We start from the raw sequence: 17806 nt of genomic DNA, 5'->3' as shown, positions 1-17806 counted from the left end.
CTAATCGGGGCACTGGGGCACCTCTCAGACGGGACGCCCGCGCCCGGCGCGGGCCTTGGCGGCCTGCCTCCGCAGGCCGATCCTGGCCGGTGCGTTCCCGGCTCCAGCGACCATCATGAATAGTCGTCAGACAAGCGTCAATACTTCTCTGAGAAATCGGCCATGGCGTGCCGTTCCAGCCACGCGGCCACCCCGTCGTCGTCGTTGGAGGCGGTCACCTCGCCCACCGCGCCGAGCACGGCGGGATGGGCGTTGGCCACCGCCACCGCGGTTCCGGCCCAGGTCAGCATGGGGAGGTCGTTCGGCATGTCGCCGAAGGCGATCACGTCGGCGCTGCCCAGGCCGAGCCTGGACGCCATCGACTCCAGGGCCGCGGCCTTGGTCACGCCGGACCGCATGACCTCGCAGAACACGTCGGCCGAGATGGTGACCTCGCAGCCGGTCAGCAGCCCGCGCACGGTCTCGTAGTACTGGCGGGCGGCGCCTTCGAGCTGGACCATGAGCTTGCCGACGTCGTGCCGGTCGATCTCGCCCTCCAGGCGGGGCACCCGCCGGGCGTCGCGGGCCAGCGGCTCGGGCAGGTGGAAGGCGTCCTCCAGGAGCAGTTCGAGGCGGCACTCGGCGCCCAGGCGCACGCCGGGGAAACGGTCGCGCAGCAGCGCCAGCGTCGCGGCGAGCGGCTGCCGGTCCAGCGGGCGGTAGTCGACCACCTCCTCGCTGCCGAAGTCGAAGGTGATCGAGCCGTTCCCGCAGACGGCGACGGCCGCGTGGTCCAGCGCCGCGGCCACCGGACGGGTGTCGCGGACCGGCCGCGCGGTCGCGATGACGAACACGTGCCCCGCGGCTCGGGCGCGGCGCACGGCGGTCCTGGTGCGCTCGGAGACCTGGCCGCGGGAGTCCAGGAGCGTCCCGTCGAGGTCGCACACGATCATCCGGCGGCTCACGGCGTGACGTCCTTCCCGACGCGCGACTCGATGACGTCGAGCGCGCCGGCGGCCAGGATGCCGCCGATGGTCTCGGCCAGGCCGCGCCGGGCCGCCAGCCCCTGCACGACCACCAGGTTCTCGGTCAGGCCGGTGCCGGCCCGCCAGGACCGTTCCGGCATCGACCCGGCCACCCGTGGCAGGTCGCGCGTGGTGGTGCGGACGGTCAGCAGCACGTGGGCCGCTCCCCCGTCGACCGAGGCCAGCAGCCGCGCGACCCGCTGGATCGCGGCGCGTCTGCGGGCGTCCCGCCAGGCGGCGGGGCTCGCGACGACCTGCGGTAAGCAGGTGCGCAACGTGGCGACGACGCGCAGGTCGTGCTCGTCCAGGGCGGAGCCGGGGCCGTCGGTCTCGATGACGGCGTCGGCCAGCTCGGGGACCTTGGCCTCCGTGGCGCCGAACGACGGGACGATCCGTACGGGCAGCGGCACGCTCTGGAAGTACTGCCGGGAGATCTTCGGGAAGCCGGTCGCGACCCGGGCCCCGGCGGGCAGGCCGGCGGCGTCCACGGCGGGATGCCCGGAGGGGACGGCGAGCACCAGCCGCCAGGGCGGCACGCACCCGCTCGCCTCGACCAGCTCGACCTTCGCGCCGGTCTCCTCGATCCAGTCGGTGCCGGTCACGCCGAAGTCGAAGACGCCTCTCTCCACGGCGAGCGGGATCTCGCGCGGCTTGTGGAAGGCCACCTCGACGCCGCCGTCGTAGGCGATGCTCGCCCGGTAGCTGCGCTCGGACGGCCGGCGCACCTCCAGCCCGGCCGCGGCGAACAGATCGAGGACGGGACGCTCCAGGAACGTGCCCTTGGGCAGCGCGAGCGAGACCATGCAGTCCTCCTCGGAACAGGGGGACCGGCCCCCGGCGACTGGGCGTGCGGCGCGCACCGGCAAGCGTCCCCGTCCGGCCGGGCGGCGGCAAGTGAACCATGGTGGTGGCCGAAGGTTGACTTCGATTCCTGACCAGTGTTCGCGATGATGGAAAAGGGGGGTTCACGGGAGAGGAAACGACGAGTGTCCACATGCCTGACCCTCCTGCCCGCCGTCGACGTGCGCGGCGGCCGGGCCGTCCGCCTGCTGCGCGGCGAGTCGGGGTCCGAGACCTGGTACGGCGACCCGCTCGACGCGGCGCTGGCCTGGCAGGACTCCGGCGCCGACTGGGTGCACCTGGTGGACCTGGACGCCGCCTTCGGCACCGGCTCGAACCGGGCGCGGATCGCCGAGGTCGTCGGCGCCCTGGACATCCCGGTCGAGCTGTGCGGCGGCGTGCGCGACGACGCGAGCCTGGCGGCGGCGCTGGCCACCGGCTGCGGCCGGGTGGTGCTCGGCACCGGCGCGCTGGAGCGTCCGGCGTGGGTGGCGGAGGTCATCGACCGGCACGGCGACCGGGTGGCCGTCGAGCTGGACGTCTGGGGCACCACCGTACGCAGCCACGGCTGGACCCGCGACGCCGGCGAGCTGTACGAGACCCTGGCCCGCCTCGACGCGGCCGGCTGCGCCCGGTACGTCGTCACCGACATCGCCAGGGACGGCACCCTCGGCGGCCCCAACCTGAAGCTGCTACGCGACGTCTGCGCCGCCACCGGCCGGCCCGTCGTGGCCTCCGGCGGGATCTCCAGCCTGGACGACCTGCGCGCCGTCTCCTCCCTGACCCCGCTGGGCGTCGAGGGCGTGGTGGTGGGCAAGGCGCTGTACGCCGGCCGGTTCACCCTGCGACAGGCCCTGGACGCGGTACGCAAACCGGAGCCCTAGACCGGCCGCATGGCCAGCGCGCGCAGGGCCAGCTCGACCATGCCCGAGCCGGGCGACTCGGCGGCCAGGCGGCGCAGGGCGTCGCCGTCCAGCCAGCGGGCCTCGTCGAACTTGTCCTGCTCGATGGCGGGCCGGGTCAGGTCGCCCTCGACCGTGGCCAGCACGTCGATCTCGCGCCGCAGGCCGCCGTCGCCGCCGGTCCAGTCGAAGACGTCCACCAGGCCGCCCACCCGCAGCAGCCGCCAGCCGGTCTCCTCCTCGATCTCCCTGGCCAGCGCCGCGCACAGCGTCTCGCCCCGCTCGACGTGCCCGCCGACGATGTCCCAGCAGCCGGGGAAGAGCCGCACGTGGGCCGCCCGCCGTTGCAGGAACACCTCGCCGAGCGGGTTGAACAGCACGGCGCCGACCACGCAGCGCACGCCCGTGGCGGACGCCTCCCGCTGGATCGGCTCGAACTCCGCCGGATGGGGGGCGCAGGTCATGCGGTCTCCTGGTGCGCGTAGTAGGTGGCGTAGAGCGCGGCGAACGGGCCGTCGCGGCGCAGCAGCTCGTCGAACCGGCCCTGCTCGGCGATCTCGCCGCCGTGCAGCACGAGGACGCGGTCGGCGCGCCGGATGGTGGACAGCCGGTGGGCGATCACCACGACCGTGCGCCCGGCGCACAGCCGGGCCAGCGCGTCCTGGATGCCGCGTTCGGTCAGCGGGTCGACGCTGGCGGTCGGCTCGTCCAGCAGCAGGATGTCCGGCTCGCGGACGAACATCCTGGCCAGGGCGATGAGCTGCCGCTGCCCGACCGACACGCCCTGCCCGCCGGCGGCCAGGCGGTCGTCCAGGGACATCGGCATGCTGCGGTCCCACACGCGGTGGCCGATCCGCTCGACGGCCCGTACGACGTCGTCGCGGCCGGCGCCGGGGCGGCCGTAGGCGATGTTCTCGGCGAGCGTGCCCGCGAAGATGAACGGGTGCTGCGGGACGACCCCCACCCGCCGCCGGTAGGCCCGCAGGTCCAGGCCGCGGATGTCGCGGCCGTCGACCAGCAGCTCGCCGCCCTGGAAGTCGTAGGCGCGGGCGATCAGCTTGGCCAGCGTGGACTTGCCGCCGCCGGTGTGCCCGACGACCGCCACCGTCTCGCGGGCCGCGAGGCGCACGTCGAAGTCGCGGAACACGGCGGCGCCCGAGCCGTACCGGAAGTGCAGGCCGCGCGCCTCGATCTCGCCGGTCAGCGCGGTCACCGGCGCGTTGCCGCTCTGGACGACGGCGTGGTCGCTGTCGATCAGCGCGAACACCCGCTCGGCGGCGGCCAGCCCCTGCTGGAACAGGCTCCAGAACGAGGCGGCCTGGGTGACCGGCTGCCAGAGCATGCCGAGCGCCTGGAGGGCGAAGTACCACTCGCCCGCCGAGAGCCTGCCGATCGCCGCGAACCGGCCGCCCTGGTACAGCACGACCGCCGTGGCCAGGCCCGCCAGCAGCGTCAGGACCGGCAGGATGACCGCGTAGATGAGGCCCTGCCGGACGTAGACGCGGTACGACAGCCGGTTGACGTCGTCGAAGTCGTCGTGGACGGCCCGCTCGCGGCCGAAGCTCTTGGCGACCGCGATGCCGAGCATGGTCTCGTGCACGTTGGCGTTGACCTTGGCCATCACCCGCCGCGTGGCCGCCGCCGCCGTGCGGGCCACCCGGCGGAAGGCCAGGGCGGTGCCCAGCAGGAAAGGCAGCGCCGCCAGGATGACCAGGCCGAGGCCGGGGTCGATCCAGAACACCACGCCGCCGAGCAGCACCACCAGGAACAGCTGGCTGATCAGGTTCAGGGTGAGGGTGAGCACCGAGCCGAAGCCCTCGGTGTCGCCGGTGACCCGGCTGAGCACCTTGCCGACCGAGTTCTCGTCGTAGAAGGCGACGTCCTTGGCGAGCGCGGCGTCGGCGGCCTCGCACTGCAGCCGGTAGACCATGCCGCCCACCAGCCGCGCGGTGATCGCCTGGCGGGCCCAGTTCATCGCCCAGGCCAGCACCGCCGCCGCGACCACGAACAGGCACAGCAGCAGGCCGGGGCCGCTGCCGCCGCCGGCCTGGTCGATCAGGCGGGAGACGACGATCGGCACGGAGGCGGTCAGCAGCACCGAGCCCGCGACGAGCAGGGCCGAGCCGATCATGCCGGCGCGGTGGGCGCGCAACTGCCGCAGGATGCGGGCCAGCAGGCGGCGGTTGCCGTACACGCGGTCGTAGGCGTCGGCGTGCAGGCCCGCGAACAGGTCGCTCACGGGCGCCGCCGATCCTGGGCGTCAGCCACTGTAGATCTCCCGGTAGAGCGCGCAGCGCGCCATCAGTTCGTCGTGCGAGCCCTGGTCGACGACCCGGCCGCCGTCCAGCAGCAGGATGAGGTCGGCGCGGCGGATCTGGCCGGGGCGGTGCGAGACCAGCACCGTCGTGCGGCCCGCCGTCGCGCGCTCGATCGCCTCGGTGATGGCCGATTCGGTACGGGCGTCCACGGCGCTGGTCGCGTCGTCGAGGGTGAGGATGCGCGGCTCGGTCAGCAGGGCCCTGGCGATGGCCAGCCGCTGCCGCTGCCCGCCGGACAGCGTCGTGCCGCCCTCGTTGAGCACGGTGGCGTAGCCGTCGGCCATCCCCTGGACGAACTCGTCCGCGCACGCCTGCTTGGCGACGCGCAGGACGTCCTCGTACCCGGCGGCGTGCGGGGCGCCGAAGGCGATGTTGTCCAGGACGCTCTTGGAGAACAGGAAGATCTCCTGGTCCACGTGGCCGATCTGGCGGCGCAGCGCGCCCGGCTCCCACTCGCGCACGTCCCGCCCGTCGATCAGCACCCGGCCCTCGGTGGCGTCGTACATGCGGTTGACCAGTTTGATCAGCATGCTCTTGCCGCTGCCGGTGGGGCCGACGACGGCGAGGGTGCGGCCTGCGGGCAGATGGAAGGAGACCTCGCGCAGGATGTCCCGGCCCTCGTGGCGCAGCGACACCCGGTCGAAGGTGATCGCACCCTCGACGGCGGCCGTGCTGCCGCGGGTGTCCTCGCGCTCGCCGGGGGCGCCTTCGATGATCTGCCGCATGCGCGCGGCGGCCGCGAAGCCCTCCTGGATGACCGGCACGGCCTGCTCGGACATGGTGACGGGCTGCGCGAACAGCAGCAGCCAGCCGAGGTAGGTCACCACCTGGGACAGCGCCAGCTCCCCCTGCGAGTAGAGGTAGAGGGAGTGCAGGGAGCCGGTCACCATGGCGAGGGCGAAGCTCAGCGCCGGCAGGTAGACCGCCTGCGCCCGGCCGCGCCGGACGAAGGCGTCCCGGTAGGCGGCGGCGGCCGATCTCAGGGCGTGCCGCTCGAAGTCCTCCTGCGTGGCTGCCTTGACGGTGGCGATGCCCGACAGCGTGGTGGAGAAGCGTTCGTTGAGGTCGGCGAAGGTCTCGCGGGTGCGCATGACCAGCGGGTAGAGCCGGCGCAGGTGGTAACGCAGCGCGTAGGCGAACACCAGGACCAGCACGCCGGGGGCCAGCAGCAGCCGCGGGTCCAGCGAGGCGATGAACAGGATCGGCACCAACAGGGCCAGCACGCCGTTGGCGGCGGTGGCCGCCCCGGGGCTGAGCATGTAGTCGACCAGTCTCGCGTCGTTGATGGCGCGGGCCAGGATGTCGCCGATGCGCTGCTGGTCGTGGAAGGCCATGCGCTTGGTCAGCAGGCTGCGGTACAGCTCGTCGCGCACGTCCCGCTTGACGCGCTGGGCGACGACCTCCATCGAGCCGTTCGACAGCAGGTCGGCGACGAACCGGCCGGCCGCCAGCAGCGCGGCCGCCAGCGCCGCCACCCCGACCGCGCCTAGGTCGTGGCGCGGGCCGGTGGCCTCGGCGAACGCCGCGCCGATCTGGACGGGGACGAGCGTGGAGCACAGGCTCGCCGCCGCGGCCGCCACGCTGAACAGCAGCAGCGACGGCCGGTGCCGGCGCAGATGACCGGCGATCCACCGGCCCACCCCCCGCGCCGCGACCGGATCAGGCGACCCGGCCGAATTCCGCGCCGCGGCCGGATCAGGTGACCCGGCCGGATCCGGCGACGCGACCGGCCGCCCGCCCGCGGCCGGTCGCGCCCGCTCGGTCATGCCTCCCCCTCCTCGTCGACGGCCCGGCCTAGGCCGAGGCCCGGACGGACCCGGTCAGCAGGCCGAAGCCGTTCGTCGCGGCGGTGTTGAGCTCGGCCATCACCCGGTCGCACAGGGCGGAGGCGGCCAGCGCGTCGGAGACCGACGGCACGCCCTTGACCGGGGGACGGCCGCCCGTCTGGGGCTCGGCCGACCGCTGCGCGCAGGCGTCCACGAACGCCTGCAACTCGGGCCCGAAGCCGCTGCGCCCCCACCCGTGGTCCAGGTTGCGGGTGGCGTGCAGCTCCTGGCCGTGGGGCACGCCGTCGGACAGTTCGAGCGTCACCCGTTCCAGCGACGGCGCGCTGTACCGGCTGCCGTCCATGCCCTGGACGGTGACGCCCACCATGAACCGCTTGACGTGGTTGCCCATGCGCAGCGTGGACAGCGAGCCGTCGTGGTGCCGCAGGAACAGGTTGATCTGGAACCGGTCGGCGTCACTGGCGATGGCGTGCGCGTCCACCTGGACGACCGGCGACGGCACGAACCAGCGGGCCAGGTCGATGGCGTGCACCCCGTTGTGCCGGATCCACGCCTCCAGGGTGGTGTCCACCCCCCACTGCGGCGCGGACGGGTGGCGGCTGTAGAAGTCGATGGTCACCGAGCACGGCGTGGCCCGGATCTCCTCGCTCAGCTCGTGCAGCCGCTGCAGGGTCTCGGCGTAGCGGAAGTTGAAGCCCACCTGGACGTGCCGCCCGCTGCGGCGCACCACGTGCTCCAGGTCCTGGAGCGCGGGCGTGGACGGCCCGGCCGGCTTCTCGACGAAGCAGTCCACCCCGCGCTCGGCGAGCTGCCGGACCAGCAGGTAGGACGGCTCCGGCGGGACGGCCAGCACGGCGGCGTCCACCATCTCCAGGTCGAGCTCGTCCACCGAGGAGACGCAGGTCGCGCCGCCGGCCAGCGACTGCACGTCGGCGGCCAGCGACAGGTCGGGGTCGACGCAGGCCACGACCTGGTGGCCGCGGATGCGTTGCAGGAACGGGAACAGGTTCTGCTGCATCTGGCGGCCGCAGCCGACCAGGGCGAGGCGCAGGAGGTCAGCCACGGCCGGCCCCCGTGGGGGCGGTCCACGCCTCGAACGCCTGCCGCACCCGGTCGCGCAGGTCGCCCCAGTCGATGTCGCGGTGGGCCAGGCACACGAAGGACGGGTGCCCTTCGAGCAGCAGGATGCCGACCCCGGCGAGCTCGGCCAGCAGCGCCTCGCGACGCTCCTTGTCGCCCAGCAGCTCCACGTCGTGGTAGACGAGCTCGAACATGCCGCCGCCGAGCACCGGACGGGCGCCCACCAGGGCCTCGACCCCGGCGTCCGCGGCGGCCGCGGTGAAGGCGGCGGCCACCTGCGTGCCGATCCGGCCGAGCTCGGTCCAGCCGTCCGGCGAGTCGCCGACGGGCTTCTCCAGGATGTCGCGGGTGGCCAGCGCCGCGTAGACGGCGATCATCTCCTTGGAGAACGTGCCGCTCAGCCGGGCCTTCTCGGCCAGCGCGAGCAGGTCGGCGTCGCCGGCCAGGATGCTCAGCGGGGCGCCGTTGGCCAGCGCCTTGCCGATCACGATCAGGTCGGAGCCGAGGGCGTTGTCGTGGTCGTAGCCGAGAGGCGAGATCCGGCCGCCGGTCTTGGTCTCGTCGAAGACGGTGAGCAGGCCGGCCTCGCGGCACATGGCGACGGCCTGGCGCAGCACGTCGGCCGTGGTGAAGGAGGCCAGGTACGCGTCGAAGACGAAGCAGCCCAGCCGGCCGCGGTGCCGTTCCAGCAGCTCGGCGAGGGATTCCAGGCGCAGGTCCACCCAGTTGGCCACCGGCTCGGACTCGCCGACGCCACGCATGCCGTCGGTGTAGCGCAGCTTGTCCCGCAGCGGGGAGTGCAGCGGCTCGTGCCACTTGAGGGAGTCGGCGATCTGGGAGTCGTGCCAGCCGACGTAGCCGCTGCGGATGATACCGAGCCGGCCGGTGCGCATCGCGGCCAGCCGGAAGGCGGCGGTGACGGCCTCGGAGGCGGTCTTGAAGAACGCGCCGCGGTCGCCGGGCCGCTCGCCGAGCAGCCGGTCGAGGTATTCCTGGTGGAACGTGGTGTAGCCCGGCAGCATGACTCCGTTGCCGAGATAACCGCAGAGAATTTCGTTGAACTGGGCGTCCGCGTGGCCGATTATCACTGGGCCATAACCCATGACGAAATCGATGTACGGTACGCCGTTAGCGTCGGACACCTCGCCCCGCCGCCCCCGCGAGAACAAGAGCTGCTGCCCCGCGGACCTGAACTTACGCGTGATCTTCGAGTGAGCTATGCGCTCATATTCCGACAACGATCCTCCCCCCATTGGGATTCTAATTAAGATCGGAATTTCAATTTCTGAAGACAGTACCGTCCGGTCGCCGGGACCCGTCAAGTACTCTTTCTTCCAGTGCTCCCGGCGAGGGCGGACGACATATCAAGACCGCGAGAGCCACGTCAAGTGCTCCTTTTTCCAGGGTCACGCCGCCTTGACAACGAGGTGCCCGCAATATCAAGTTGTGTGGGCCATTGTCGGCGGATGGAGGCGGCGTGGATAACGGATCAGAGCCGGGAACTCCGGCCGGCCGGGGAGAGCCGGATATCATCGGGCGCAGTAAGCGTCTGTGGCTGCTGCCCGACGGGCGGTGCCTGGTGCAGATAATCCCCAGCCTGCGCAGTTTCACGTACCACCGTGATGAAATCGTCGAGCGCACCGGGCCGCTCCGGCTCGATTTCTACGAAAGGGCGGCGGCCCGGCTGGCCGACGCCGGCGTGCCGTGCGCGTTCCGGGAACGGGTCTCGGCCGACTCGTACGTGGCCGACTACTGCCCGGCGCCGCCGTTCGAGGTGATCGTGAAGAACCGGGCCACGGGGTCGACCACCCGCAAGTACCCCGGCCTGTTCGAGGACGGCGCCCCGCTGCCGCGCCCGGTCGTGAAGTTCGACTACCGGACCGACCCCGAGGACCAGCCGATCGGCGAGGACTACCTGCGGGCGCTGGACCTGCCGGTGGAGGAGATGCGGGAGCTGTCCCTCGCCGTCAACGACGTGCTGCGGTCCTGGCTGCGCCCGCTGGAGGTGTGGGACTTCTGCCTCATCTTCGGCCGGACCGCCGACGGCGGGCTGACCGTCATCTCCGAGATCTCCCAGGACTGCATGCGCCTGCGCCACCAGGACGGCTCCCCGCTGGACAAGGACCTGTTCCGGGACGGCGTGGCGGGCGAGGAGATCGTGAACCAGTGGAGCCGCGTCCTCGATGTCATCACATGAGACCCCGGCCGCGCTGGTCACCGGCAGCAACCGGGGCAGCGGGCGGGCCATCGCCGAGGAGCTGCGCGAGCGCGGCTACCGCGTCTTCTCCCTGAACCGCTCGCTCGCGGGTGAGGACTGGCTCGGCGAGCACAGGTGCGACCTGTCGGACCCGGCGCAGATCGCGGAGGCGACCGCCCAGGTGCTCGGCTCGGCCGGCCGGCTCGACGTCTGCGTGTCCAACGCGGTGGACCGGGTGCTCGACCCGATCGCCGAGCTGCGCGCGGAGGACTGGGAGCGGCTGGTCGCGATCAACCTGAGCGCCTGCTTCCACCTGCTCAAAGCCGTCCTGCCGGCGTTGCGGGCCGCCGGCGGGATGTTCGTCGCGATGGGCAGCCACGCCGGGACGCGGTACTTCGAGGGCGGGGCCGCCTACAGCGCCACCAAGGCCGGGCTGAAGGCGCTGGTCGAGACGCTGCTGCTGGAGGAGCGCCGCAACGGGGTGCGCGCCTGCCTGGTCTCGCCGGGCGCCATCGCCAACCTCGACGGCGACGGCTCGCCGCACAAGATGAGCACCCGGTCGGTGGCCCGCTGCGTGGCCACCATCGTCGACTCCTGGCCGGACGACCTCGTGGTGGGCGAGATCGAGGTGCGGCCGTCCTGCCTGCCCGAGCCGCCCGTCGTCGGCATCGACCGGCTGCTGCACGTGTGATGCTCGCGCCCCCGCCGTCCCGCCGTGCCCGTCAGGAGGAAACCATGATCTCGCTCGCCCTGCCGAAGGGTTCGCTGGAGCGGCGGGCCCTGGAGCTCTTCGCGACCGCGGGGCTGCCCGTACGGCGGCGCTCGGACCGCTCCTACCGCGGCACGGTGGACCACTCCGGCGTGTCGCACGTGGCCTTCTACAAGCCGCGCGAGATCCCCTTGGTCGTCGGGGACGGCACCTTCGACCTCGGGCTGACCGGCGCCGACTGGGTGGAGGAGACCGGGGCCGAGGTCGAGGTGGTGGAGTCGTTCGACTACTCCAGGAACACCGAGCGGCCGTGGCGGCTGGTGCTCGCGGTGCCGTCCGGCCACCCCGCCCGCAGCGCCGCCGACCTCGACGACGGGGTCAGGGTGGCCACCGAGTACCCGAACATCGGCCGCCGCTTCTTCCGCGAGGCGGGACGGCGGGCCGAGGTGGTCGTGTCCTACGGCGCGACCGAGGCCAAGATCCCCGAGCTGGCCGACGCCATGATGGACGTCGTGGAGACCGGCCACTCGCTGCGCCAGAACGACCTGCGCGTCATCGAGACCGTCCGGACCTGCGGCGCGCAGCTCGTCGCCAACCCGGCCGCCTACGCCGACCCGGCCAGGCGCGGCGTGATCAGGAACGTCGCCCTGCTGCTGCGCGCCGCCTGGGTGGGCCCGGCCCACGTGCTGCTGACGGTCCGCACCCCCGCCGACCGGCTGGCCGAGGTGGTGCCCGCGATGCCGGGCCAGTCGTGGCGCGCGGGCGCCGACCTCGCGGACGGGACCATGGTCGTCCTACAGGGCGTCCTGCCCAGGCGGGAGGTGCCCGAGACGATCGACGCACTGCTGTCGGCCGGGGCGGTCAACGTCACCGAGTCGGGCATCGGCATCTTCGCCACGGGGGAAGCGGGTTGATCGGCGCCGCCGGCATGGCGAAGATCGGACGTGGGAACCCTGGCCCGCGGAGCGCAGTGCGAAGGAGACTCATGGACCCCCGGTCGGCGGCAAAGATCACGGAGGCGTCCCCGCGACGCTCCCCCTGGCTGACGATCCTCCTCGTCTACGTCGGCGGGGTCGTCGGCGCGATGAGCCTCGGCAAGTTCTCCTCGGTCGGGCCCGCGATGGCGGCCCAGCTCGGGCTGTCGCTGCCGGAGCTGGGCTGGGTGATCTCGGCGGTGGTCGGCGTCGGGGCGGTGGTCGGCCTGCCGGCGGGGTATCTCGTCCGCCGCTTCGGCACCGGGCGGTCGCTGGTCACCGGCCTGGTCCTGATCGCGGCGGCGGGCGCGGCCAGCATGGCGGCGAACGACTTCGCCTGGCTGCTCATCGCCCGCGGCGTCGAGGGCGTCGGCTACGTCCTGGTCACCATCTCCTGCCCGGCGCTGATCCTGCGCCTGGCCCACGAGCGCGACCGGGGCACCGCCCTGTCGGTCTGGGCGACGTTCGTCCCGGTCGGGCTGGGGGCCAGCACGCTGGCCGGCGGCGCGGCCGGCGACGCGCTGGGGTGGCGCGGCTGGACCGGCCTGATCGCCGGGCTGACGCTGCTGATCGCCGCGGTGACGTGGGCGCGGCTGCCGCGCGCCGGCGGGGCGCAGGCGGCCGGGCCGGTGCCCCGGGCGCGGGCGCTCACCTGGCCGGGCGTGCTGGCCGCGGCCTTCTGCCTGACCGCGCTGGTGACCATCCCGGTGATCGTGCTGCTGCCCACGCTGCTCATCGAGCAGTACGGCCGCTCGGCCGCCGCCGCGGGCGCGCTGACCTCGGTGATCTCGCTGCTCGGCGTGGCCGGCGGGCTGGCGGTGGGCGTCCTGCTGCGCAGGGGCGTACGGGTCGGCGTGCTGGCCCTGTCGGGCTTCCTCGTCGTGCCGGCCGCCTGGATCCTGTACGCCGGCGGCTCCGCCGGGGGCGCGCTCACCGGCGCGGGCGTCATCTCCATGGAGAACGGCTTCCTGGGCGCCCTGGTCTTCGCCGCGCTCCCCCTCGTCCTGGAACGCCTCGACCACGCCGACGTCGGCAACGGCGTCATCGCCCAGGCCGGCAGCCTCGGCTCCCTGCTCGGTCCCCCGCTGTTCGGCCTGGTGGCCGGCGAGATCGGCTACCAGGCCCTGATCCCCGTCATCGCCGTCGGCATCGTCGCCGCCGTCGGCGCCCTGCTGCTGATCGGCCGGCGGGCGGCCCGGCCGCTCCCGGCCGCCGACTGAGCCGGCCGCCGAGGGGCCGGGAGCCCATCGCGGAGTAGGCAGGAAGGTGCGACCATGCGCGGACACGACCCGCTCGACGACACCGAACAGGCCCTGCTGCCCGCCCCGGCCCGGGGCCTGGCGGTCGCGCTGCTGCTGATCGCCGTGGCGGGCGTGTCGATGCTGCTGGTGTTCGGGCCGGGCGCGCAGCAGCCGGGGCAGGCGGCGGCGCCGGCCGCGCACGCCGGGGCGCCGCCCGCCCAGTCGATCCTGCGGCTGTTCCTCGCCGTGGTGGTCATCGGCGGGCTGGCCTCGCTGGGCGGCGTCCTGGCGCGCCGGGCGGGCCAGCCGTCCGTGGTGGGGCAGATGGTGGCCGGGCTGCTGCTCGGGCCGTCCGCGCTGGGCTCGCTGGCGCCCGGGGTGTCCGCGCTGATCCTGCCCGGCTGGGTCGCGCCGCAGCTCGAACTGCTGGCCCAGGCCGGGCTGGCGGTCTTCATGTTCACGGTGGGGCGGGAGTTCGACCCGGCCGCCCTCGGCCGGCAGCGCGTGGTCGTGGGGGTCGCCGCGCTGGCGATGACGGCCGTGCCGTTCGCCCTGGGAGCGGTCGCGGCGCTCCCGTTCGCCGGTGCGCTCGCCGGGCCGTCGGCGTCGGGCACGGCGTTCGTCCTGTTCGCCGGGACGGCGTTGAGCGTCACCGCGTTCCCCGTGCTGGCCAGGATCCTCCAGGAGGCCGGGCTGACCGCCACCCGGCTGGGGTCGCTGGCGATCCTGTGCGCGGGGCTGGCCGACGTGCTCGCCTGGTGCGCGCTGGCCGCGGTGATCGCCCTGGCCCACGCCGGCTCCCCGGCGGGCGTGCTGACCTCGCTGGGGCTGGCCGCCGCCCTGGTCCTCGCCGTGACCCTCGTCGTACGCCCCGCGCTCGCCGCCCTGGCGGCCCGGCACGCCGCCCGCCGGCTGCCCGCTCCGGCGGCGCTCGCGCTGGTCCTGGGCCTGATCTTCGCCCTGGCGGCGGCGACCGACGCCATCGGCGTGCACGCGATCTTCGGCGCCCTGCTGGCGGGGGTCGCCTTCCCCCGCGACGCGCCCGTGCTCGGCGCGGTGCCCGAACGCCTCGGCTCGCTCAACCGCGCGATGTTGCTGCCGGTGTTCTTCGCCTCGATCGGGCTGCGCACCGACGTGCATCTGGCGTTCGGTCATCCGGTGGTGCTGCTGGGCGGGGCGGTGCTGCTGGTGGCCGCCGTCCTCGGCAAGCTGGGCGCGGCCGGGGTGATCGCCTGGGCGGGCGGCATGCCGGGACGCCTCGCGCTCGGGCTCGGCGTGCTCATGAACGCCCGCGGCGTCACCGAGATCGTCGTGCTCAGCACCGGGCTCGGCATGGGGCTGATCTCGCCCGGCACGTTCACGGTGCTCGTGCTGATGGCCCTGATCACCACCATGATGACCGCGCCGGCCCTGCGCCGCCTCGGCCTCTACGCCCCGGCCAGGGCCGAGCCGCGGACGCCGCAACCGGCCTGAGCCGGCCGCGGCGCCCTCGTGGCGGCGTCCTGGCGGGGGTCAGTAAACCTCGCTCCGGTTGTTCACGATCTCGTCGAGCATCGAGGTGGTGTCGGAGTAGCGCCCGGCCGCCGCGCCGCCGTGCGGCAGGTCGAGGGTGGCGAAGGCGTACCTGACCGCCTCGCCGACCGTGCGCACCCCGAGCCGCCGGACGAGCGGCGAGTCGAGCCGGGTGCTCGCGTTGACCTGCCGGGCCGCCAGGTCGAGCAGCGTGGCCAGGAGCTGGAAGCGGGCCGGCCCGGGTTGCGGGCCGCCGGCCGAGAGCGCGGCGACGGCCTCGGCGTCGCCCAGCTCGCCGTCCTGCCCGGTGTCGAACCGCTGGTCGGTGGCCTGGACGCGGGCCAGGAACTCGGCGGTGCGAGCCTCCTGGTGCGTCTTCCAGTAGCCGTGCGAGCGCGGGTCGCGGGTGGGGGCGACCTCGGTGACCGTCGTCGTGGCGGACGCCGTGGCGGGCTCGTAGACGCAGCCGCCCGCGTTCCGGTACGCGGCGGCCGCCGTGTCGGGCAGCTCGGCGCCCTTCGTGAACAGCAGGCCGGGCCGGGCCGTGAACCCGACGGACACGTCCGCGCCGCCGTCGAGGGGGCCGAGCGTCCAGGTCAGGGTGGTGGTGCCGTCCGGGTTGCGGGTGACCGTGCCGGGACGGGGGCCGCTGCCGCGGTCGAGCGCGCTGCTGTAGTAGACCTCCTTGGGCAGCGTGTCGGTGAGGACGACGTCGGTGGCCCTGCCGCTGCCGACGTTGGCCGCCCGCAGCCCGACGGTCATCGCCTCTCCGGCGTTCACGGTGGCCGGTGCGGTCTTGGTCAGGGTGAGCCGCGGCGCGTGCGCGGTGGTGGCGGCCTTGGCGGTGTTGTCGCCCGTGTCGGCCTCGGGGCCGCCGGCGGTGTCCGTCGCGGTGGCGGTGGCCGTGTTGGTCAGGACGGCCGCGTCGGCCGTGTCGCACGGCACCGTGTACGTGAACGTCTCGGTCGTGGACCGTCCGGCGCCCAGGTAGGGAACCTGGCGGGTCTGGGCCGGCCCGGTGGGCGGGGTGTCGGTCACGCCGACGGAGGCCGCCGGACCGGTGCCGACGTTGTCCAGCTTCACCTGGTAGGTGAGGGTGTCGCCGGGTTCGGCGTCAGGCTTGTCGACGCTCTTGGCGGTGACGATGTCGGGGTCGTAGAGGTTGAAGAAGGACATCTCCTGCCGTACGGCGGTGGTGAAGTCGAGCTCCTTCTCCGGCTCGGCTCCCGAGCCGCTGCCCGAGCCGCTGCACGTGGGCGCGGAGACGGGGAAGCTGCTGCAGGCCCAGCCCTTGGCGTCCGGCGAGAGCGCGGCCCGGTACTTGACGGCGGCCCAGTCGTCGTGGTCACGCAGGGTCGTGCTGCCGCCGCTGGCGTTGATGTCCACGTTCACCGTCCCCGTGTCGATGAGCGGGGCGCCGGTGCCGGGGGCGGTGTTGTCGTTCCAGTTGATCGGCGCGTTGCCGGCGGCCGAGCGCAGCGGCCGGAACGTGCTGGTGGGGTTGGCGAGGTTGTCGGTCCACCAGAAGGTGTGGTCGGTGCCGTCGCCGATGCCGGCGGACTCGTTCAGCGTGCCCTCGGTGAGCGGGGGCAGGCCGCCGCTGGAGTAGCCGACCCGGATCGCGCCGATCTTCCAGTCCCTGAGCTGGTTGACCAGCAGCGGCGGCGGGCCGGTGGGGATGCCCGACTGGAAGAAGTAGTTCATGACGCTGAGGTAGTTGGGCTTCCACTGGTCGTTGACGTCGCCGCCGTGCCGCAGGCCCAGGGCGTGCCCGAGCTCGTGCATGATGGTCCCGGCCTGGTCCTGGACGGTGCCGACCTCGGCGTCGTCCCGGCCGGTGCCGACGGTGAGCACCTGCCGGTCGGTCGGGTCCGCGCCGGTGGTGTCGCACGTACGGTCCGGGCCCACGTGGATCTGGGTGCCGATCACCACGTCGTCGCCCGCCGGGGTGGTCTGGAGCCGGCCGTCGCCGCCGTAGTCCACGCCGAAGTCGGCCACGCACATCGTCCGCCACGAGCCGAAGGTGACGATGAAGTCCTTGTTGTTGTCCCTGGTGGGCTCGCAGCACTGCCCCGACGTGCCCGGCGACGTCGAGCTCCCGGTCGCGGTGGTGACGACGAGGTCGTGGGCGAAGATCGCGTAGTGCGCGTACCGGGCCAGCTCGGCGGGGAAGTCGGCGGTGCGCGCGTCACGGAAGTCGCTGTCGTCGGCCAGGCCCATGGCGGCCTGCTCGGGCAGTTGCGCGCCCTGGAGGTAGACGAAGTCGACGCCGTCCCGGTGCGTCCCGGGGTACGGGCACGGGTTCTCCGCCTTGACCGGCGCGGCGTCGAAGGCGTTCCTGACCAGGGTGATCGCGTCCGGCTTGGGCCGGTGGGAGTGCCTGGCGTCGGCCATGTAGTCGGCCTGCAGCACGATCGTCTTGCGGCACGGGTCCGCGCCGAGCGCCGGGAGGTCGGCGATGACCCCGCCGTTCCTGTCGCGGATCCCGGACAGCTCGACGAGGTCCGGGATGCCGTCGTGGTCGGTGTCGGGCATCACGGTGGAGACGGTGAAGCCGATCCTGGTCTTCCTGCCGTCGTTGTCCCTGGGGAAGCCGTGGTCGCCGTCGCCCTCGGCGCACGTCTGGCCCTTCTGCCGCCCCTGGGAGTCGACGCACGGCGTGCCGAACTGCACGCCGTCGCCCGACAGGGTGCCCGAGCGCACGTCGTAGACGAGGTCGAGGTCGAGGTCGTCGTTCTGGGGGCTGATGTCCATGCGGTCGTCGTTGGTGTTGAGGCCGCCGTCATAGTCCCAGAGGGCGACGGTGATGTTCACGGTCGGCTGGTCGCCGGGCAGGTCGGACTTGGTGAAGACCCAGCCGCCCGGGGCCTCGGGCAGGCCGAGGGGCTCGAACTCGTCGTCCTCGATGCGCGGGCCGGTCTCGAGCGGGCCGTCGGCGATCCTGACCTTGGGGTAGTAGTCGCCGTCGCCGACGCCTCCGCTGTCCGGGTCCTCGATCTGGCGGAGATAGTCGATGGAGAAGGTCAGCGAGAAGCCGGGGACCGCCGCCGACGCCGGCGTCGCCAGCGCCGGGATCAAGGCGGCGACCAGCACGCCGATCGCGGCGAACGTGAGCCGCCCGCGCCACCGCGCCGGCCCTTTCCGCCCGGTTCTCATGTCATGTGTGACGCTCACGGTGGTTCCTCCTGGGGTGTCGCCCTGAGGAGGATCGTCCGCGCGCGCTCCCATGACCGCATGAGTAA

General features: G+C 73.4%; 14 protein-coding genes. 6 read left to right on the top strand and 8 right to left on the bottom strand.

All coding sequences use genetic code 11. The annotated features are described in order from the left end of the window. Positions 1-137: 137 nt before the first annotated feature. Positions 138-944, bottom strand: coding sequence for an HAD family hydrolase (locus tag ABZ459_RS15315; protein WP_357970752.1), 807 nt, complete (start codon positions 942-944; stop codon positions 138-140). Next, a complete protein-coding gene (gene hisG / locus ABZ459_RS15310; RefSeq protein WP_357970750.1) occupies positions 941-1807 on the bottom strand; it encodes an ATP phosphoribosyltransferase in 867 nt (288 codons plus the stop codon). Before hisG (ABZ459_RS15310) ends, ABZ459_RS15315 begins: the two co-directional genes overlap by 4 nt. Before the next feature lie 183 nt (positions 1808-1990). Here hisG (ABZ459_RS15310) and priA point away from each other — a divergent pair, with 183 nt between their 5' ends. Beyond that, entirely contained in the window at positions 1991-2728 is a 738-nt protein-coding gene (priA, locus tag ABZ459_RS15305) for a bifunctional 1-(5-phosphoribosyl)-5-((5-phosphoribosylamino)methylideneamino)imidazole-4-carboxamide isomerase/phosphoribosylanthranilate isomerase PriA (protein WP_357970747.1), read from the top strand. On the opposite strand, the gene ABZ459_RS15300 is transcribed toward priA, so the two are convergent. Genes ABZ459_RS15300 through ABZ459_RS15280 form a run of 5 tightly spaced genes read right to left on the bottom strand, consistent with a single transcriptional unit; the run spans position 2725 to position 9184 of the window. Next, positions 2725-3210, bottom strand: coding sequence for an NUDIX domain-containing protein (locus ABZ459_RS15300; protein ID WP_357970745.1), 486 nt, complete (start codon positions 3208-3210; stop codon positions 2725-2727). The two genes, priA and ABZ459_RS15300, sit on opposite strands and share 4 nt — an antisense overlap. Continuing rightward, the gene (locus ABZ459_RS15295) at positions 3207-4985 is read right to left on the bottom strand and encodes an ABC transporter ATP-binding protein (RefSeq protein WP_357970743.1); all 1779 of its coding nucleotides are present in this window, start codon (positions 4983-4985) and stop codon (positions 3207-3209) included. Before ABZ459_RS15295 ends, ABZ459_RS15300 begins: the two co-directional genes overlap by 4 nt. A gap of 21 nt (positions 4986-5006) precedes the next feature. Further along, complete coding sequence (locus ABZ459_RS15290; RefSeq protein WP_357970741.1) at positions 5007-6830, bottom strand: ABC transporter ATP-binding protein; 1824 nt, start codon at positions 6828-6830, stop codon at positions 5007-5009. 28 nt (positions 6831-6858) lie between these two features. Next, positions 6859-7914, bottom strand: a complete 1056-nt coding sequence (locus ABZ459_RS15285) for a Gfo/Idh/MocA family oxidoreductase (protein WP_357970738.1) — start codon at positions 7912-7914, stop codon at positions 6859-6861. Next, positions 7907-9184, bottom strand: coding sequence for an aminotransferase class III-fold pyridoxal phosphate-dependent enzyme (locus ABZ459_RS15280; RefSeq protein WP_357970735.1), 1278 nt, complete (start codon positions 9182-9184; stop codon positions 7907-7909). The genes ABZ459_RS15285 and ABZ459_RS15280 overlap by 8 nt, the downstream gene beginning before the upstream one ends. Before the next feature lie 224 nt (positions 9185-9408). Between ABZ459_RS15280 and ABZ459_RS15275 the strand changes: the two genes are divergently transcribed. The 5 genes from ABZ459_RS15275 to ABZ459_RS15255 all read left to right on the top strand — a co-directional run bounded on the left by ABZ459_RS15275 (position 9409) and on the right by ABZ459_RS15255 (position 14525). Next, positions 9409-10128, top strand: a complete 720-nt coding sequence (locus ABZ459_RS15275) for a phosphoribosylaminoimidazolesuccinocarboxamide synthase (protein ID WP_357970733.1) — start codon at positions 9409-9411, stop codon at positions 10126-10128. Further along, positions 10115-10819 carry an SDR family NAD(P)-dependent oxidoreductase gene (locus ABZ459_RS15270; RefSeq protein ID WP_357970731.1) on the top strand — a complete coding sequence of 235 codons (705 nt, stop codon included), beginning with the start codon at positions 10115-10117 and terminating at the stop codon, positions 10817-10819. Before ABZ459_RS15275 ends, ABZ459_RS15270 begins: the two co-directional genes overlap by 14 nt. A gap of 44 nt (positions 10820-10863) precedes the next feature. Continuing rightward, positions 10864-11751 carry an ATP phosphoribosyltransferase gene (hisG, locus tag ABZ459_RS15265; protein WP_357970729.1) on the top strand — a complete coding sequence of 296 codons (888 nt, stop codon included), beginning with the start codon at positions 10864-10866 and terminating at the stop codon, positions 11749-11751. Positions 11752-11822: 71 nt separating this feature from the next. Continuing rightward, a complete protein-coding gene (locus tag ABZ459_RS15260) occupies positions 11823-13031 on the top strand; it encodes an MFS transporter (RefSeq protein ID WP_357970727.1) in 1209 nt (402 codons plus the stop codon). Positions 13032-13085: 54 nt separating this feature from the next. Next, positions 13086-14525 carry a cation:proton antiporter gene (locus ABZ459_RS15255; protein WP_357970725.1) on the top strand — a complete coding sequence of 480 codons (1440 nt, stop codon included), beginning with the start codon at positions 13086-13088 and terminating at the stop codon, positions 14523-14525. Positions 14526-14564: 39 nt separating this feature from the next. Here ABZ459_RS15255 and ABZ459_RS15250 read toward each other — a convergent pair whose 3' ends face one another. Continuing rightward, positions 14565-17738, bottom strand: coding sequence for a CARDB domain-containing protein (locus tag ABZ459_RS15250; protein ID WP_357970722.1), 3174 nt, complete (start codon positions 17736-17738; stop codon positions 14565-14567). Positions 17739-17806 lie beyond the last annotated feature (68 nt).

The sequence above is a fragment of the Nonomuraea sp. NPDC005692 genome (assembly GCF_040631115.1).
Lineage (GTDB): Bacteria > Actinomycetota > Actinomycetes > Streptosporangiales > Streptosporangiaceae > Nonomuraea.
Note: the sequence above shows the minus strand (reverse complement) of the source record. Positions and strands in the feature narration are given on the sequence as shown.

What these genes read in the sequence shown, in the direction of transcription:
- hisG (WP_357970750.1), bottom strand. Translation starts at nt 1,807, where the DNA reads ATGGTCTCGCTCGCGCTGCCCAAGGGCACGTTCCTGGAGCGTCCCGTC.
- ABZ459_RS15300 (WP_357970745.1), bottom strand. Translation starts at nt 3,210, where the DNA reads ATGACCTGCGCCCCCCATCCGGCGGAGTTCGAGCCGATCCAGCGGGAG.
- ABZ459_RS15270 (WP_357970731.1), top strand. Translation starts at nt 10,115, where the DNA reads ATGTCATCACATGAGACCCCGGCCGCGCTGGTCACCGGCAGCAACCGG.
- ABZ459_RS15280 (WP_357970735.1), bottom strand. Translation starts at nt 9,184, where the DNA reads ATGGGGGGAGGATCGTTGTCGGAATATGAGCGCATAGCTCACTCGAAG.
- ABZ459_RS15290 (WP_357970741.1), bottom strand. Translation starts at nt 6,830, where the DNA reads ATGACCGAGCGGGCGCGACCGGCCGCGGGCGGGCGGCCGGTCGCGTCG.
- hisG (WP_357970729.1), top strand. Translation starts at nt 10,864, where the DNA reads ATGATCTCGCTCGCCCTGCCGAAGGGTTCGCTGGAGCGGCGGGCCCTG.
- ABZ459_RS15260 (WP_357970727.1), top strand. Translation starts at nt 11,823, where the DNA reads ATGGACCCCCGGTCGGCGGCAAAGATCACGGAGGCGTCCCCGCGACGC.
- ABZ459_RS15255 (WP_357970725.1), top strand. Translation starts at nt 13,086, where the DNA reads ATGCGCGGACACGACCCGCTCGACGACACCGAACAGGCCCTGCTGCCC.